General features: G+C 62.9%; 16 protein-coding genes. 9 read left to right on the plus strand and 7 right to left on the minus strand.

Translation table 11 applies throughout. The features are described from left to right. Window positions 1-98 precede the first annotated feature (98 nt). The 3 genes from ftsX to ftsY are packed head-to-tail and all read right to left on the minus strand — an operon-like array spanning window position 99 to window position 3,219. Complete coding sequence (ftsX, locus tag J3P86_RS25120) at window positions 99-1,121, minus strand: permease-like cell division protein FtsX (RefSeq protein ID WP_305498152.1); 1,023 nt, start codon at window positions 1,119-1,121, stop codon at window positions 99-101. Beyond that, a complete protein-coding gene (gene ftsE, locus J3P86_RS25125; protein WP_024778908.1) occupies window positions 1,118-1,789 on the minus strand; it encodes a cell division ATP-binding protein FtsE in 672 nt (223 codons plus the stop codon). The genes ftsX and ftsE overlap by 4 nt, the downstream gene beginning before the upstream one ends. Further along, complete coding sequence (gene ftsY / locus J3P86_RS25130) at window positions 1,786-3,219, minus strand: signal recognition particle-docking protein FtsY (protein WP_434627354.1); 1,434 nt, start codon at window positions 3,217-3,219, stop codon at window positions 1,786-1,788. Before ftsY ends, ftsE begins: the two co-directional genes overlap by 4 nt. Window positions 3,220-3,562: 343 nt before the next feature. Between ftsY and J3P86_RS25135 the strand changes: the two genes are divergently transcribed. Genes J3P86_RS25135 through J3P86_RS25150 form a run of 4 tightly spaced genes read left to right on the plus strand, consistent with a single transcriptional unit; the run spans window position 3,563 to window position 8,038 of the window. Then, window positions 3,563-4,918 (plus strand): M16 family metallopeptidase, encoded by a 1,356-nt coding sequence (locus tag J3P86_RS25135; RefSeq protein WP_434654946.1) that lies wholly within the window; start codon window positions 3,563-3,565, stop codon window positions 4,916-4,918. Continuing rightward, entirely contained in the window at window positions 4,911-6,401 is a 1,491-nt protein-coding gene (locus J3P86_RS25140) for a M16 family metallopeptidase (RefSeq protein ID WP_434627350.1), read from the plus strand. Before J3P86_RS25135 ends, J3P86_RS25140 begins: the two co-directional genes overlap by 8 nt. Next, entirely contained in the window at window positions 6,401-7,012 is a 612-nt protein-coding gene (rsmD, locus tag J3P86_RS25145) for a 16S rRNA (guanine(966)-N(2))-methyltransferase RsmD (protein WP_305498147.1), read from the plus strand. Before J3P86_RS25140 ends, rsmD begins: the two co-directional genes overlap by 1 nt. Before the next feature lie 21 nt (window positions 7,013-7,033). Then, window positions 7,034-8,038 carry a hydrolase gene (locus J3P86_RS25150; RefSeq protein WP_434699071.1) on the plus strand — a complete coding sequence of 335 codons (1,005 nt, stop codon included), beginning with the start codon at window positions 7,034-7,036 and terminating at the stop codon, window positions 8,036-8,038. Window positions 8,039-8,184: 146 nt separating this feature from the next. Here J3P86_RS25150 and J3P86_RS25155 read toward each other — a convergent pair whose 3' ends face one another. Next, window positions 8,185-9,039 (minus strand): sulfurtransferase, encoded by an 855-nt coding sequence (locus J3P86_RS25155; protein WP_434699072.1) that lies wholly within the window; start codon window positions 9,037-9,039, stop codon window positions 8,185-8,187. Between the two features lie 34 nt (window positions 9,040-9,073). Continuing rightward, window positions 9,074-9,745, minus strand: a complete 672-nt coding sequence (locus J3P86_RS25160) for a TetR/AcrR family transcriptional regulator (RefSeq protein WP_434699073.1) — start codon at window positions 9,743-9,745, stop codon at window positions 9,074-9,076. Between the two features lie 149 nt (window positions 9,746-9,894). Between J3P86_RS25160 and J3P86_RS25165 the strand changes: the two genes are divergently transcribed. The 5 genes from J3P86_RS25165 (at window position 9,895) to J3P86_RS25185 (ending at window position 14,623) form a co-directional block, all read left to right on the plus strand. Then, a complete protein-coding gene (locus J3P86_RS25165) occupies window positions 9,895-11,325 on the plus strand; it encodes a coniferyl aldehyde dehydrogenase (RefSeq protein ID WP_434699074.1) in 1,431 nt (476 codons plus the stop codon). Between the two features lie 26 nt (window positions 11,326-11,351). Further along, window positions 11,352-11,897 carry a twin-arginine translocation pathway signal protein gene (locus tag J3P86_RS25170; RefSeq protein WP_434699075.1) on the plus strand — a complete coding sequence of 182 codons (546 nt, stop codon included), beginning with the start codon at window positions 11,352-11,354 and terminating at the stop codon, window positions 11,895-11,897. Between the two features lie 151 nt (window positions 11,898-12,048). Further along, window positions 12,049-13,644, plus strand: coding sequence for a GMC family oxidoreductase N-terminal domain-containing protein (locus tag J3P86_RS25175; protein WP_434699076.1), 1,596 nt, complete (start codon window positions 12,049-12,051; stop codon window positions 13,642-13,644). A 115-nt stretch (window positions 13,645-13,759) separates the two neighbouring features. Next, window positions 13,760-14,239: a pantetheine-phosphate adenylyltransferase gene (coaD, locus tag J3P86_RS25180; protein ID WP_007897855.1), complete on the plus strand. Its 480-nt coding sequence runs from the start codon at window positions 13,760-13,762 to the stop codon at window positions 14,237-14,239. Between the two features lie 132 nt (window positions 14,240-14,371). Further along, a complete protein-coding gene (locus J3P86_RS25185) occupies window positions 14,372-14,623 on the plus strand; it encodes a YfhL family 4Fe-4S dicluster ferredoxin (protein WP_434571149.1) in 252 nt (83 codons plus the stop codon). Window positions 14,624-14,772: 149 nt separating this feature from the next. On the opposite strand, the gene J3P86_RS25190 is transcribed toward J3P86_RS25185, so the two are convergent. After that, a complete protein-coding gene (locus tag J3P86_RS25190) occupies window positions 14,773-15,093 on the minus strand; it encodes a multidrug transporter (RefSeq protein WP_305498139.1) in 321 nt (106 codons plus the stop codon). 55 nt (window positions 15,094-15,148) lie between these two features. After that, a complete protein-coding gene (gene mutM, locus J3P86_RS25195; protein ID WP_434654927.1) occupies window positions 15,149-15,961 on the minus strand; it encodes a bifunctional DNA-formamidopyrimidine glycosylase/DNA-(apurinic or apyrimidinic site) lyase in 813 nt (270 codons plus the stop codon). Between the last annotated feature and the right edge of the window lie 23 nt (window positions 15,962-15,984).

Below are 15,984 nucleotides of genomic sequence, written 5' to 3' on the forward strand. Positions count from 1 at the left end.
GACTCACATAACTCGTGCAGTTCAGCACTGCGAAAATTGACCGGGAACCGTAGGACAAGTTCCCACAAAAAATGAAAGGTCAATACGCGCAAAAAATACTATTTTGGAGCAAGCTCACGCAGGTGGCGTGCTACCGCAATCCATGCACCGATATAACCCAACAGCACCGCGCCAAGCAAGAGCGACACGCCGTCGGCGACTGGCACACCGGCCAGTGAAAAATCACTGCCGTACAAACCGGCCAATCCCACTACCGCATCGTTCAGCCAATCCAGGCCGAACGCCAATACCCCCCAGGACAGGATCCCGGCACCGAAGCCATACAGCGCCCCCATGTAGAGGAAGGGCCTGCGAACATAACTGTCCGTACCGCCGACGAGTTTAATCACTTCTATCTCTGTGCGGCGGTTTTCAATATGAAGACGAATGGTATTGCCTATCACCAAAAGTAATGCAGAAACCAGAAGCACCGTCAGACCAAAGACAAACCGGTCGCCGAGCTTGAGTATCGCCGCAAGACGCTCGACCCAGACTAGATCAAGTTGGGCCTGTTGTACCTTGGGCAGTTCCGAAAGTCTTTGTCTTAATGCTTCAAGGGTGGGCTTGTCGACCTCGTTCGGAGTCACCAGCACCACGCCCGGCAGCGGGTTTTCCGGGAGTTCCTTGAGGGCCTCGCCCAGGCCGGACTGCTGCTGGAACTCTTCGAGCGCCTGCTCGCGCCCGACGTATTCGGCGTCGGCTACGCCCGGCATGGCCTTGATCTGCTCACGCAACGCCTGGCCTTCGCCTGGTGTCGCGTCCAGTTGCAGATAAAGAGAAATCTGCGCCGCGCGCTGCCAGGAGCCGCCCAGGCGCTCGACATTATTAAGCAGTAATGACAGGCCCATGGGCAGGCTCAGGGCCACGGCCATCACCATGCAGGTAAAGAAGCTGCCGATGGGCTGCTTGCCCAGGCGCCGCAGGCTGTCGACCAGGCTGGCGCGATGGCTTTCGATCCAGGCGTGCAGCAGCGTGGCGAAATCCGGGCCGTCGTCATCGTCGCGTTTCTTTTTCTGCGGCTGCGGGTCGGAGGCCTTGGGAGCCACGCGCTCGGCCACTTTCGGACTACGGGTTGCGCTCATACACCCGCCTCCCCGTCGCCGATCAGTCGACCGCGCTGCAAGGTGAGCATGCGATGACGCATACGTGCGATCAGCGCCAGGTCGTGACTGGCGATCAGCACGCTGGTGCCCAAACGGTTGATATCTTCGAATACGCCCATGATTTCCGCCGCCAGTCGCGGGTCGAGGTTACCGGTGGGTTCATCCGCCAGCAGCAAGGCCGGGCGGTGGACGATCGCGCGGGCGATACCGACACGCTGTTGCTGGCCGGTGGACAGGTCGCCCGGATACAGGTCGGTCTTGTCCGACAGCGCTACACGCTCCAGTGCCGAGTCCACGCGCTTGTTGATCTCGGCCTTGGACAGCCCGAGGATCTGCAACGGCAGCGCCACGTTGTTGAACACTGTGCGATCGAACAGCAATTGGTGGTTCTGGAACACCACACCGATCTGCCGTCGCAGGTAGGGAATCTGGGCATTGCTGATGGTGCTCAGGTCCTGGCCGGCCAGCAGCAGCTTGCCGGTGGTGGGCCGTTCCATCGCCAGCAGCAGGCGCAGCAAGGTACTTTTACCGGCGCCGGAATGGCCGGTGACAAACAGAAACTCGCCCCGACGGACCCGAAAGCTCAGCTCATGCAGGCCGACGTGACCGTTCGGATAGCGTTTACCGACCTGTTCGAAACGAATCATGAATGCTCCCGCTCGGCAAACAGTGCCTGGACAAAAGGCTCGGCTTCAAAGGTGCGCAAGTCGTCGATGCCTTCGCCCACGCCGATGTAACGAATCGGCAAGCCGAATTGCTTGGCCAGGGCGAAGATCACCCCGCCCTTGGCGGTGCCGTCCAGCTTGGTCAGGGCCAGCCCGGTCAGTTCGACGGTCTGGTTGAACTGTTTGGCCTGGTTGATGGCGTTCTGGCCGGTGCCAGCATCCAGCACCAGCAGCACCTCGTGAGGCGCCTCGGCGTCGAGCTTGCCGATGACCCGGCGGACCTTCTTCAATTCTTCCATCAGGTTGTCTTTGGTGTGCAGGCGACCGGCCGTGTCGGCGATCAACACGTCGATGCCACGGGCCTTGGCGGCCTGCACGGCGTCGAAAATCACCGAGGCGGAGTCCGCACCCGTGTGCTGGGCAATGACCGGGATCTTGTTGCGCTCACCCCACACCTGCAACTGTTCTACCGCGGCGGCGCGGAAGGTGTCGCCAGCGGCGAGCATGACTTTTTTGCCTTCGAGCTGAAGCTTCTTCGCCAGTTTGCCGATGGTGGTGGTCTTGCCGGCGCCGTTGACGCCGACGACCAGGATCACGAACGGCTTGTTCTGCGAAGCAATCACCAGCGGCTTTTCCACCGGTTTGAGCAGGCTGGTCAGTTCGCCTTGCAGGGATTTGTACAACGCGTCGGCATCGGTGAGCTGCTTGCGGGCGACCTTCTGGGTCAGGCTCTGGATGATGACGGAAGTGGCCTCGACGCCGACATCTGCGGTCAGCAGGCGGGTCTCGATGTCTTCGAGCAATTCGTCATCGATGACCTTCTTGCCGAGGAACAGGCTGGCCATGCCTTCGCCAATGCTGGCGCTGGTCTTGGACAGGCCCTGCTTGAGGCGGGCGAAGAAGCCGACTTTGTTTTCTTCGGCGCTGCGCGGCGGCTCGACCAGAGCCGGAACCTCAGCTGTTACAGCCTCGGGCTCAGGGGCGGGCTCGGGGGTGGCAGGCGCAGCGACAACCGGTGTCTCGGCAATGGGCGCCTCGACCGGTTGCGTCGATGCCGGAATCGGTGGGGTGACATGCGCAGCCTGCTCATCGTCGACCAGCCCGACCGGTTCTTCGGCCACAGGCAAGGTCAGCCAGGGAGTTTGCCCGGCGGGCGGGGTCAGTGGCTGCTCGGCAACCGGCTCGGCGGTAACCTCAGGCTCGACCGGCTGCAGCACCGGTTCGGCAATCGGCAGGACGATCGGCGCAGTCTCTTCTACCGCGGTCTCGGCCACAGTCTCGGCGGCCGGCTCTGGCGGCAGTTGCGGCTGCTCGACGACGGTTTCCTGCGGCTTCTTGCGCAGCCATCCGAACAGGCCTTTTTTCTCGCCAGCCGCAGCTGGGGTCTTCTTGTCGTCGTTGGAACCAAACATGGAGGACGGCTATCTCACGGTAGCGACGCGCCAGGCAGGCGCCTCGGTGATAAATATTCGATGCTGAACAGACTGCGTTTCATCCAGCTTGTTCACGCGCAACATTTTGTAGAGTTGTCTCGCGGGCAACTCAAGTCGCTTTTTTCGAAGGACTGGTGGGACATTTTCGGCGAAAACATCGGGAACAGCAGATAAACCCGAGGCTTCTTCCGCAAATCCAAACAGCCACGAGCCGATAAAAGGCCCGATAGGCGTGGCCGCCAGTAAAACGGATCAGTATCCTAGCACCTCCTCGCCCGCCGAGGCTAAGGCCAAGCGGGCAGTCCAACAGGTTTAAACACGAATGAATGCTCTTGCCCGCCGCGCCGCTGGCCTGCTGCTCAGCACAGTTTGTCTGCCCTTTTCCGCCCTTGCTGCCGACCCGCAACCTACCCATGAATTTACCCTCGACAACGGTTTGAAGGTCGTCGTGCGCGAGGATCACCGGGCTCCGGTGGTCGTCTCCCAGGTCTGGTACAAGGTGGGCTCCAGCTATGAAACGCCGGGCCAGACCGGCCTGTCCCACGCCCTGGAACACATGATGTTCAAGGGCAGCGAAAAAGTCGGTCCCGGCGAAGCGTCGTTGATCCTGCGCGACCTTGGCGCCGAGGAGAACGCGTTCACCAGCGATGACTTCACCGCCTATTACCAGGTACTGGCCCGGGATCGCCTGGGCGTGGCCTTCGAGCTTGAAGCCGATCGCATGGCCAGCCTGCGCTTGCCGCCGGAGGAGTTCAGCCGCGAGATCGAGGTCATCAAGGAAGAGCGCCGCATGCGCACCGATGACAAGCCCATGTCCAAGGCCTACGAGCGATTCAAGGCCATGGCGTACCCGGCCAGCGGCTACCACACGCCGACCATCGGCTGGATGGCCGACCTGGACCGGATGAAGGTCGAGGAGCTGCGCCACTGGTACGAATCCTGGTATGCACCGAACAATGCGACCCTGGTAGTGGTTGGCGACGTGACACCAGACGAGGTCAAGACCCTGGCCCAGCGCTATTTCGGCCCGATTGCCCGGCGCGCCGTGCCGGCGGCGAAAATCCCGCTGGAGCTGGCCGAACCCGGTGAGCGCAAGATCACCCTGCATGTACAGACCCAACTGCCGAGCGTCATGCTGGCGTTCAACGTGCCGAGCATCGCCACGGCCACCGACAAAGTCCCGGTCAACGCCTTGCGGCTGATTTCCGCGCTGCTGGACGGCGGTTACAGCGGCCGGATCCCGGCCCAGCTGGAGCGCGGCGAAGAATTGGTGTCCGGCGGCTCGTCGAACTACGACGCCTACACCCGTGGCGATACCCTGTTCACCCTGTCGGCGACACCCAACACGCAGAAAAACAAGACCCTCGCCGAGGCCGAAGCCGGGCTGTGGCGCTTGCTCGAACAACTGAAGACCACCGCCCCCACCGCCGAGGAACTGGAGCGCGTCCGCGCCCAGGTGATCGCCGGCCTGGTGTATGAGCGCGACTCCATCACCAGCCAGGCCACCGCCATCGGCCAGCTGGAAACGGTCGGCCTGTCCTGGAAGCTGATGGACACCGAGCTGGCCGAACTGCAAAGCGTGACCCCGCAGGATATCCAGAAGGCAGCCCAGTTGTATTTCACCCGCTCGCGCCTGAGCGTCGCGCACATCCTGCCCGAGGAGAAAGCTCATGAGTGAGCGCAAATCACCGCGCCTGGTGCTGATCGGCCTGGTATTGATCGCCGTGGTCGGCGCGCTGGCCTTTTACCTGTCGCCATCGACCAGCTCCAACGCCAGCCAGGCGCTGGACAAGGCCAAGTCCGGCAACAAGCTGCAATCGCTGGCTGAACTGGACGGCAAGGCGCCCAGCCATCGCCAGCTCGACGTGCAGACCTGGAAAACCGCCGACGGCGCCAAGGTGCTGTTCGTCGAAGCTCGCGAATTACCGATGTTCGACCTGCGCCTGACCTTCGCCGCCGGCAGCAGCCAGGACGGCGACGCACCGGGCCTGGCGCAGTTGACCAACGCCATGCTCAACGAAGGCGTGGCGGGCAAGGACGTCAGTGCCATTGCCGAAGGCTTTGAAAGCCTCGGCGCCGATTTTGGCAACGGCGCCTTCCGGGACATGGCCGTGGCTTCGCTGCGCAGTCTCAGCGCTGCCGACAAGCGCGAGCCGGCGCTGAAGCTGTTTGCCGAAGTTGTCGGCCAGCCGACCTTCCCCGCCGACTCCTTCGCGCGCATCAAGAACCAGATGCTCGCCGGTTTCGAGTACCAGAAGCAGAACCCCGGCAAACTGGCGGGCCTGGAACTGATGAAGCGCCTGTACGGCGACCATCCGTATGCGCACTCCAGCGACGGCACGGCACAGAGCATCCCGCCGATTACCCTGGCCCAGGCCCGGGCCTTTCATGCCAAGGCCTATGCCGCCGGCAACGCGGTGATCGCCCTGGTGGGGGACCTGTCCCGTGCCGAGGCCGAAGCCATTGCCAACCAGATATCCGCCGCACTGCCCAAGGGCCAGGCCCTGGCGAAAACGCCGCCACCGGTGGAGCCGAAAGCGAGCGTCCACCATATCGAGTTCCCGTCCAAGCAGACCAACCTGATGCTCGCGCAACTGGGCGTCGACCGCGACGATCCGGACTATGCCGCCGTGTCCATGGGCAACCAGATCCTCGGCGGCGGTGGCTTCGGCACGCGGCTGATGACCGAGGTCCGAGAAAAACGCGGCCTGACCTATGGCGTCTATTCCGGCTTCACGGCGATGCAGGCTCGCGGCCCGTTCATGATCAGTCTGCAGACCCGTGCCGAGATGAGCGAAGGCACGTTGAAGCTGGTACAGGATGTGTTCGCCGATTATCTCAAGAACGGCCCGACCCAGAAGGAGCTCGACGACGCCAAGCGCGAGCTGGCCGGCAGCTTCCCGCTGTCGACCGCGAGCAACGCCGACATCGTCGGTCAGCTCGGCGCCATGGGCTTTTATGACTTGCCGCTGAGCTACCTGGAGGACTTCATGCGCCAGTCCCAGGCGCTGACGGTCGAGCAAGTCAGGACCGCGCTGAACAAACACCTGAGCACGGACAAGATGGTCATCGTCACCGCTGGCCCGACCGTGCCGCAAAAGCCGTTGCCGGCCCCCACTGACAAACCTGCCGAGCAGCCGCTCGGGGTTCCGGAGCATTAATGGCCCGTCCATCCAATTCCAGCAAGAAACCCGCGCACAACGGGGTTAACCAGTTGCGCATCATCGGCGGTGAGTGGCGCAGCCGGCGCTTGAGCTTCCCCGATGCCCCGGGCCTGCGGCCGACGCCGGACCGGGTGCGCGAAACCCTGTTCAACTGGCTCGCGCCGTATGTGGCGGGTGCCCGGGTGCTCGACCCGTTCGCCGGCAGTGGCGCGCTGTTTCTCGAGGCCTTGTCCCGTGGCGCCGCCATGGGCCAGGCGCTGGACGCCAGCAGCCTGGCGGTCTCGAGCCTGAAAGAACACCTGGGCACGCTGCGTTGCACCGTCGGCCAGGTGCAGACGGCGGATGCGCTGCGCTATCTCGACAGCCAGCCCGCGACACCTTTCGACCTGGTGTTCCTCGACCCGCCGTTCAACCAGAACCTGTTGCCGGCCGTCTGCGCGTTGCTTGAGGAACGGCAATGGCTGGCCGACGATGCCTGGGTCTACACTGAAAGCGAGACCGCCCCTTCGACCCTGGGCTTGCCGGCCAATTGGCGCCTGCATCGCGAGCAGAAATCCGGGCGGGTGTATTACGCATTGTGGCAACGTACGGCAGAGGCCGTTGGCTGAACCGCTGACCGTGCACCGAGAATGATCGTGTCCTGCGCACCTGAACGCTTCATACCCGCCCCGGGCCTTGGCAATCCGCACCTGCAGACCTTGTGGGGCCCATTGTGGCGTAAAACCGTTCACATCGATCGCGAACGTGAGCGCCTCTGGCTGGACGATGGTGATTTCCTCGACCTTGACTGGCATGGCCCGCATAGCGCCGAAGCACCGCTGGTGCTGGTGCTTCATGGGCTGACCGGTTCCTCCAACTCACCCTACGTTGCCGGCCTGCAACGCGCGCTCAATGCTCAAGGCTGGGCCAGCGTCGCCCTGAACTGGCGTGGTTGCTCGGGCGAGCCGAACCTGCTGGCTCGCAGTTATCATTCCGGCGCCAGCGAAGATCTCGCCGCGGCTATCGCCCATCTGCGGGCCCGACGCCCCTTGGCGCCGCTGTTTGCGGTGGGCTATTCGCTGGGCGGGAATGTGCTGCTCAAGCATTTGGGGGAAGCCGGCAACCACAGCCAGTTGCAGGGCGCAGTTGCGGTCTCGGTACCGTTTCGCCTGGACCAGTGCGCCGACCGCATCGGACAGGGCTTTTCCAGGTTCTATCAGGCGCACTTCATGCGGGAAATGGTCGCCTACGTGCGCAACAAGCAACGCCAGTTCCAGCATGACGGACGCGACGAAGGGCTCGCGGCCCTGGCAGCCCTGGGCTCGCTGGACAACATGCGCACCTTCTGGGATTTCGACGGCCGGGTGACAGCGCCGCTGCACGGCTTTTCCGACGCAGCGGATTACTACCGGCGCGCGTCCAGCCGCTATTTCATGGCGGGAATCAGTACACCGACGCTGGTCATCCAGGCCGCCGACGACCCATTTGTATTCCCCCACAGCCTGCCCGAACCCGGCGAGTTATCGGCCTGGACCCACCTGGAACTGCACATGCGGGGCGGGCATGTGGGATTTGTCGACGGAACCCTGCGCCGCCCGGGCTATTACCTGGAACGCCGGATTCCCTGCTGGCTGGCCAGCCTGGCACAAGGCTGACGATTCGAAAACAACACAAATCCCCTGTGGGAGCGAGCTTGCTCGCGATAGCGATGGGTCAGCCACATTAAAGTTGACTGATACCCCGCTATCGCGAGCAAGCTCGCTCCCACATTGATTTCGGGTGTCTTGTTATTCGTTATTCGCTATTCGCCCTTCGCCACGCCCCGCTGGGGATCATTGATCCACTCGCTCCACGAGCCGGCATACAACCGTCCCAGCGGATAGCCCGCCAGGCACAAGGCAAACAGGTTATGGCACGCCGTCACGCCGGAGCCACAGTAGGCCACCAGCTCGGTGGGCGGACGCTCGCCCAGTTTTTCAGCGAAACGCAGCTTGAGTTGATCGGCCGGCAAGAAGCGTCCATCGGTCCCCAGGTTGTCGGTGAATGCTGCGCATGATGCGCCCGGGATATGCCCCGCCACCGGGTCGATCGGTTCGACTTCGCCCTTGAAACGCGGCAGCGCCCTGGCATCCAGCAGGGTCATGTCCGCATCACCGAGGCGTTGCTGCAACGCCTGCGCACTGAGCAGCAAGCTCGCGTCCGGCGCGCCGCTGAAAGTCCCGCGAGCAGCCTGCGGCGGATCCAGGCTCAGGGGCAGGCCGGCCGCATGCCAGGCCTTGAGCCCGCCGTCGAGAATATGCACGCCATCGCGTTTGCCCAACCAGGCCAGCAGCCACCAGGCCCGGGCGGCATAGGCGCCGGGGCCGTCGTCATACAGCACGACCTCGCTGTCATTGTTGACCCCCCAGGCCCGGAGACGCTCAACCAGCGCCTCGGGCTCCGGCAGCGGATGACGTCCGGTGACGCCCTTGATGACCGGTCCGCTCAGATCCCGTTCAAGGTCGGCGAACGACGCGCCGGCGATATGGCCCTCGGCGTAACTGCGCTGGCCATAGTCCGGGTCCTCCAGGGCAAAACGACAATCGAGGATCACCAGCCCGGGCTGTGATCTCCGCTGTTCCAGGGCCTGAGGGCTGATGAGTTGCGCGATGGGCATGGTGAGCTCCTGTGGCTGAATCGAGGGGTCCGATCTACTGCCCTTCCTCCAGGGTCTGGGCCAGCGGGACATAAAATTCTTTGAACAGGGCATCTACCGCTTCGCGGGCCTGCCCGGTCACAAACCCCGCCTCGAGCACCAGCACCTGATACACCCCGCGCTTGATCGCCTGTTCGCTCAGGTGGTTGGAGTTTTCGCGCGTGGTGCAGAGGAACCGGACCCAGGACGTGAGGACAATCCAGGCATTGAGGGTCAGGGACTCGATCTGGACACGGTCCATCGCCAGGATACCGGCGTCGACGAAGCCTTCGTAGATAGCCGTGCCATGGATCAGGCAGCGTTGGGAAAAGCGTCGGTAGCGAGCCGCCAGTTCCGGGTCGCTGTCAAGCAGGTGCTCCAGGTCCCGGTGCAGGAACCGGTAGCGCCACATCGCCGAGAGCAGCTCCTGCAGGTAGAAGCGCTTGTCGTCCACCGTGGCGGCCCGCCCCTGGGGTGGCCGCAGGAAGCTGTCCACCAGGTTTTCGTATTCGCTGAACAGCACGGCGATGATCGCCTGCTTGTTGGGGAAGTGGTAATAGAGATTGCCCGGGGACATGTCCATGTGGGCGGCAATGTGATTGGTGCTGACACTGCGCTCACCCTGCCGGTTGAACAACTCCAGGCTGTTCTGCACGATGCGCTCGCTGGTTTTTATTCGTGGGGCCATGGCTTGGGCTTAATTCGAAAAATCATGTGATGGGCATCTTACGACCTATCGGTCACGGGAGAAAACCCACGCCATCGCGGAGGCGGCATTTGACTTTTTAGAGCACAAGCTCTAGAAATCCACCATTCCAACAATAATCCGGTGCCGACATGCCAGCCGACGTTGCTTACCTGCACCAGTCTCAACAGCAGCTGGATGAAATTCGGACGATCTTCGAGGCCCAGCGCCGTGCTTTCGCCGCTCATCCCATGCCAACGGCCGAGCAGCGCCGGCAGTGGCTCAAGGCATTGCGCGAACTGTTGAGCAATGAACGGCAAGCCCTGATCGACGCGATCAGCCAGGACTTCAGTCACCGCAGCGCCGACGAAACCCTGCTGGCCGAGCTGATGCCGAGCCTGCACGGCATCCATTACGCCAGCCGCAACCTCAAGGGCTGGATGAAACCTTCCCGGCGCAAGGTCGGCATGGCCTTCCAACCGGCATCGGCCAAGGTGGTCTACCAGCCATTGGGCGTGGTCGGGGTCATCGTGCCGTGGAATTACCCCCTCTTCCTGGCCGTGGGCCCATTGGTCGGCGCCTTGTCAGCGGGCAACCGGGTCATGCTCAAGCTCAGCGAGGCGACCCCGGCCACCGGGTTGCTGCTCAAGCGACTGTTCGCCCGTATCTTTCCCCAGGACCTGGTGTCGGTGGTGCTGGGCGAGGCTGACGTTGGCATTGCATTCTCCAGGTTGCCGTTCGATCACCTGTTGTTCACCGGCGCCACCAGCATCGGCAAGCATGTGATGCGTGCCGCCGCGGAAAACCTCACCCCCGTCACCCTTGAGCTGGGTGGCAAATCACCCGCCATCGTGTCCGACGACGTACCGCTCAAGGACGCCGCCGAACGCATAGCCTTCGGCAAGACCCTGAATGCCGGGCAGACCTGCGTCGCGCCGGATTACGTGCTGGTACCGCAGAGCCGCGTCGGAGCGTTCGTCGAGGCGTATCGCGAAGCGGTCCGCAGGTTTTATCCGACGCTGGCGGACAACCCGGACTACACCGCCATCATCAACGATCGCCAACTGGCGCGGCTCAACGGCTACATCGGCGACGCCACCAGCAAAGGCGCGCTGCTGATCGAGCTGTTCGACCAGGGCCAGGGACGCCGCATGGCCCACAGCCTGTTGCTCAATGTCACGGATGACATGACGGTGATGCAGGATGAGATCTTCGGCCCACTGCTGCCCATCGTGCCGTATGAAGGCCTGGACCAGGCTTTTGCCTACATCAATCGGCGGCCTCGTCCGCTGGCGCTCTACTACTTCGGCTACAACAAGGCCGAACAGCAGCGAGTACTCAATGAAACCCATTCCGGCGGCGTCTGCCTGAACGACACGCTGCTGCATGTGGCCCAGGACGACATGCCGTTCGGCGGCATTGGCGCCTCGGGGATGGGCCACTATCACGGTCACGAGGGATTCCTGACCTTCAGCAAGGCCAAGGGCGTCCTGATCAAGCAGCGCTTCAACGCCGCCAGACTGATTTATCCGCCCTATGGCAAGCCTTTGCAGAAGCTGATCCAGAAGCTGTTCATCCGCTAACAAGCGTCTCCCGGGTAATAACAATAATGAGCCCAAACCTGACCGATACGCCCGCCCTGACACGGCGTGGTTTGCTGCAACTGAGCCTTGGCGCCAGTGTTTTCCTCGCCACCGTCGGCCTGGGCGCCAGCCTCAGCGGCTGTTCGTCCAGCCAACCGGCGGACGGCCTGAAGGCCCTGCGCGACAGCGACCTGGCATTTCTACGCGCCGTCATTCCGGTGATGCTCGACGGCGCAGTGACGGCAGGAACGATCCAGGCCGCCACCGATGCCACGCTGCAAAGCCTGGATCGCGGCCTGGCGCACTTGTCTGCGGCGATGCTCAAGCTCACGCATCAACTGTTCGACGTGCTCACGTTGGGTGTGACCCGCGGGCCGCTGACCGGAATCTGGGGCGGGTGGGAAAACGCCAGCGCCGATGACATCCAACAATTCCTGACACGCTGGGAAAACAGCTCGCTGAGCTTGTTGCGCCAAGGCCACAGCTCTTTGCTGCAAATGGTGATGATGGCCTGGTACAGCCGGCCCGAGGCCTGGGCGCACTGCGGGTATCCGGGCCCGCCAACCGTCTGAAAGCCAGAGCCAGCCCCCCTTGTGGGAGCGAGCCTGCTCGCGAAGGCGGTAGCTCGGTCATCAAGTGTGCCGCTGATACGACGCCATCGCGAGCAGGCTCGCTCCCACAGGGGCCTTGTCGTCTTCTCATAACAACAAGAGAACCCCGAACATGCCCGTACCCGATCCGTTCCGCGAAGGCCTGGCCCGTGGCTGGACCACCTACAACGGCGCGCAACTGACCCAGGACCTCACGCTGGAAGCCGACGTGGCGATCATCGGCAGCGGCGCCGGCGGTGGCACCACGGCGGAAATTCTCAGTGCCGCCGGCTACAAGGTATTGCTCATTGAGGAAGGCCCGCTCAAGACCAGCCAGGACTTCAAGCTGCTTGAGGATCAGGCTTACACCAGCCTGTATCAGGAAGGTCTCGGGCGAATGAGCAAGGACGGCGCCATCACCATTCTCCAGGGCCGGGCCGTGGGGGGCACCACGTTGATCAACTGGACCTCGAGCTTTCGTACGCCTGACCAGACTCTCGAACACTGGGCGACCGAGCATGCCGTCCGGGGCCACGGCCCCGCCGAGATGGCGCCCTGGTTCGAACGCATGGAGCAGCGCCTGGGGGTGGCGCCATGGCTGATTCCGCCCAATGCCAACAACGACGTCATTCGCAAGGGCTGCGAGCAATTGGGCTACAGCTGGCATGTGATCCCGCGCAACGTGCGCGGCTGCTGGAACCTGGGCTATTGCGGGATGGGCTGCCCGACCAATGCCAAGCAGTCGATGCTGGTCACCACCATACCCGCCACGCTGGACCAGGGCGGCGCCCTGCTCTATCTGGCGCGGGCCGAACGCCTGATCATCAGCAACGATGCGGTAGTGGAATTGCAATGCCAGGCCATGGACGAACGCTGCGTGGCGTCGACCGGACGGCGCATCAGGGTCAAGGCGCGGCATTACGTGCTGGCCGGTGGCGGCATCAACAGCCCCGCCCTGCTGCTGCGCTCCGACGCGCCGGATCCGCATCGATGCCTGGGCAAGCGCACCTTCCTGCACTTGGTGAACATGTCAGCCGGACTGTTCGATGAAGTCATCAACCCTTTTTATGGGGCTCCACAGTCGATTTATTCAGATCATTTCCAATGGCAGGATGGCGTCACCGGCAAAATGTCCTACAAGCTGGAAGTCCCGCCTTTGCACCCGGCCCTCGCCGCCACGCTGTTGGGCGGCTTTGGTGCGCAGAACGCAGCGCACATGGCAAAGTTGCCCCACACTCACGCCATGCTGGCGCTACTGCGCGACGGCTTTCACCCGGACAGCCCCGGCGGTACCGTGGAATTGCGCAGCGACGGCACGCCTGTGCTCGACTATCAGGTCTCCCCCTACACTTGGGACGGTTTGCGCCGGGCATTTCACAGCATGGCCGAGATCCAGTTCGCCGCAGGGGCCAGGTCGGTCATGCCGATGCACAGCGATGCCCGGCACGTGAAAACCCTGGCCGAGGCCCGGGCGCTGATCGACGGGCTGGACCTGGCCCTTTTCCGCACCCGCCTGGGCAGCGCTCATGTCATGGGGGGTTGCGCCATGGGCGAAGAGCCGAAACAGGCGGTGACCGACAGCCTCGGCCGCCACCACCAACTGCGTAATCTTTCCATCCACGACGGCTCGCTGTTCCCCACCAGCATCGGCGCCAACCCGCAACTGTCGGTGTACGGCCTGACTGCCAAACTGGCGACCCTGCTGGCCGAACGTCTGCAAAACACATGAAAAAACCGACTATTCGCAGCGCCTATAGTGCGTTCTTATCCCATCGCCGACTTGGCCGACCGAGTCGGCTGCGATACCATCCGACTCCCCAACGGACTCCCGCCAGGACGACGCGATGAACCGAGTGTTGTACCCAGGTACCTTCGACCCCATTACCAAGGGCCATGGCGATCTGGTCGAACGCGCCTCGCGCCTGTTCGACCATGTGATCATTGCCGTCGCCGCCAGCCCGAAGAAAAACCCGCTGTTCCCGCTGGAGCAACGTGTGGAGCTGGCCCGTGAGGTCACCAAGCACCTGCCGAACGTGGAAGTGGTCGGCTTCTCGACGCTGCTGGCGCATTTCGCCAAGGAAAAGAACGCCAATGTGTTCCTGCGCGGCCTGCGTGCGGTCTCGGATTTCGAATACGAGTTCCAGCTGGCCAACATGAACCGCCAGTTGGCCCCGGACGTCGAGAGTCTCTTCCTGACGCCATCGGAGCGTTACTCCTTCATCTCGTCGACCCTGGTGCGGGAAATTGCGGCCTTGGGCGGCGATATCACCAAGTTCGTCCACCCGGCCGTGGCCGACGCGCTGACCCTGCGCTTCAAGAAGTAACCCGCCGACGCTGCGACTCGCTCGCAGCACAGCGCAGTCCATCGCCCCCGCGTGCACTGCGCTCGCCAATGCGGCACAATTGCGCCCATACGTTTTCAGATGCCCGGGCTCAACGCCCCGGCCGGAGCTTGCATGTCCCTGATCATCACCGACGACTGCATCAATTGCGACGTCTGCGAACCCGAGTGCCCGAACGCCGCCATTTCCCAGGGCGAAGAGATCTATGTCATTGACCCGAACCTGTGCACCCAGTGCGTCGGGCACTATGACGAGCCTCAATGCCAGCAGGTATGCCCGGTGGATTGCATCCCGCTGGACGAGGCTCATCCGGAGACTGAGGAACAGTTGATGGCGAAATATCGCAAAATCACTGGCAAGGAATGAATCGGTAATCTGTAGCGCCTTTACTGGCCTCATCGCGAGCAAGCTCGCTCCCACAGGGGATCTATGGACATCGCAGCATCTGCGTACTGAGCAAATACCTTGTGGGAGCGAGCTTGCTCGCGATAGCGCCATCAGCGACACCCAATACCTCACTCCTGCCGCTCAAACCCCTCCCCAACACACCCCAGGCACCGCACAAACGTCGCTTTCGCCGGGTCGACCACCAACGCCTTCCCCGCATCGCCAACCCCGCCACCCAGCGCCGTAAAGGGCAACGACACGACAAACGCCCCGGCACCGATCACGGTGGCGGCGAGCAGCAACGGACGAGCAATGAGCAAGTCGCCGAGCATGGCGTACGCGGGTGGATTCTGGATGGTGTAGCGCGGGTCACCGCTTTCGGTGTTCGCCAAGGCAGGCAAGCCGACACTCAGCGAGAGTGCCAGGAGGAAAGTTCGAAGCAGAGTCATGGGGCGATCCTTCGGCTGAAACAGTATGACTACTGACTATAGACCGTAAGACGAATCACCTCTGGCAGCGCGGACACCAGACGCTGGCGCGCTGGCCCAGGCGGATTTCCCGCAGCCCCGTGCCACAGATCTTGCACAACTCCCCACCCCGACCGTACACGAACAGCTCCTGCTGGAAATAACCGGGCTGGCCGTCTCCACCGATGAAATCCCGCAGCGTGGTTCCACCGCGTTCGATGGCATGGGCAAGGATGCGCTTGATCTCGATCGCCAGTTTCAGATAGCGCGCCCGAGAAATGCTTCCGGCGGCGCGCCGTGGGTCGATCCCGGCGGCGAACAGCGCTTCGGTCGCATAGATATTGCCCACGCCCACCACGACCGCGTTGTCCATGATGAACGGCTTGACCGCCATCGAGCGCCCACGGGAAAGCTGGAACAGCCGTTCGCCGTCGAACAGGTCAGTCAGCGGTTCCGGCCCGAGGCGAATCAGCAACTCGTGATTGAGCGGGTCAAGGCTCCAGAGCATCGCCCCGAAGCGACGCGGATCGGTGTAGCGCAAGGCCAGCCCGGACTCCAGTTCGATGTCGACATGTTCATGCTTGAGGGCGGGCATGCCGATCTCGACCAGCCGCAGGTTGCCGGACATGCCCAGGTGGCTGATCAGCGTGCCAACCTCGGCATTGATCAACAAATATTTGGCCCGACGTTCCACCTGCACGATGCGTTGCCCCGAAAGACGCACATCGAGGTCTTCGGGAATCGGCCAGCGCAAGCGGCGGTCACGCACGACGACGCGGCTGACCCGTTGCCCTTCGAGGTGTGGCGCGATCCCGCGGCGGGTGGTTTCGACTTCCGGCAGTTCTGGCATAGGGCTCTCGAATCAAGCGAAAG

This window comes from Pseudomonas sp. D1-1 (genome assembly GCF_051132225.1).
Taxonomy (GTDB): domain Bacteria; phylum Pseudomonadota; class Gammaproteobacteria; order Pseudomonadales; family Pseudomonadaceae; genus Aquipseudomonas.

Bases quoted from the DNA above. Each gene is read 5' to 3' on its own strand.
- ftsX (WP_305498152.1), bottom strand. From the start codon at position 1,121: ATGAGCGCAACCCGTAGTCCGAAAGTGGCCGAGCGCGTGGCTCCCAAG.
- ftsE (WP_024778908.1), bottom strand. From the start codon at position 1,789: ATGATTCGTTTCGAACAGGTCGGTAAACGCTATCCGAACGGTCACGTC.
- ftsY (WP_434627354.1), bottom strand. From the start codon at position 3,219: ATGTTTGGTTCCAACGACGACAAGAAGACCCCAGCTGCGGCTGGCGAG.
- J3P86_RS25135 (WP_434654946.1), top strand. From the start codon at position 3,563: ATGAATGCTCTTGCCCGCCGCGCCGCTGGCCTGCTGCTCAGCACAGTT.
- J3P86_RS25140 (WP_434627350.1), top strand. From the start codon at position 4,911: ATGAGTGAGCGCAAATCACCGCGCCTGGTGCTGATCGGCCTGGTATTG.
- rsmD (WP_305498147.1), top strand. From the start codon at position 6,401: ATGGCCCGTCCATCCAATTCCAGCAAGAAACCCGCGCACAACGGGGTT.
- J3P86_RS25150 (WP_434699071.1), top strand. From the start codon at position 7,034: ATGATCGTGTCCTGCGCACCTGAACGCTTCATACCCGCCCCGGGCCTT.
- J3P86_RS25155 (WP_434699072.1), bottom strand. From the start codon at position 9,039: ATGCCCATCGCGCAACTCATCAGCCCTCAGGCCCTGGAACAGCGGAGA.
- J3P86_RS25160 (WP_434699073.1), bottom strand. From the start codon at position 9,745: ATGGCCCCACGAATAAAAACCAGCGAGCGCATCGTGCAGAACAGCCTG.
- J3P86_RS25165 (WP_434699074.1), top strand. From the start codon at position 9,895: ATGCCAGCCGACGTTGCTTACCTGCACCAGTCTCAACAGCAGCTGGAT.
- J3P86_RS25170 (WP_434699075.1), top strand. From the start codon at position 11,352: ATGAGCCCAAACCTGACCGATACGCCCGCCCTGACACGGCGTGGTTTG.
- J3P86_RS25175 (WP_434699076.1), top strand. From the start codon at position 12,049: ATGCCCGTACCCGATCCGTTCCGCGAAGGCCTGGCCCGTGGCTGGACC.
- coaD (WP_007897855.1), top strand. From the start codon at position 13,760: ATGAACCGAGTGTTGTACCCAGGTACCTTCGACCCCATTACCAAGGGC.
- J3P86_RS25185 (WP_434571149.1), top strand. From the start codon at position 14,372: ATGTCCCTGATCATCACCGACGACTGCATCAATTGCGACGTCTGCGAA.
- J3P86_RS25190 (WP_305498139.1), bottom strand. From the start codon at position 15,093: ATGACTCTGCTTCGAACTTTCCTCCTGGCACTCTCGCTGAGTGTCGGC.
- mutM (WP_434654927.1), bottom strand. From the start codon at position 15,961: ATGCCAGAACTGCCGGAAGTCGAAACCACCCGCCGCGGGATCGCGCCA.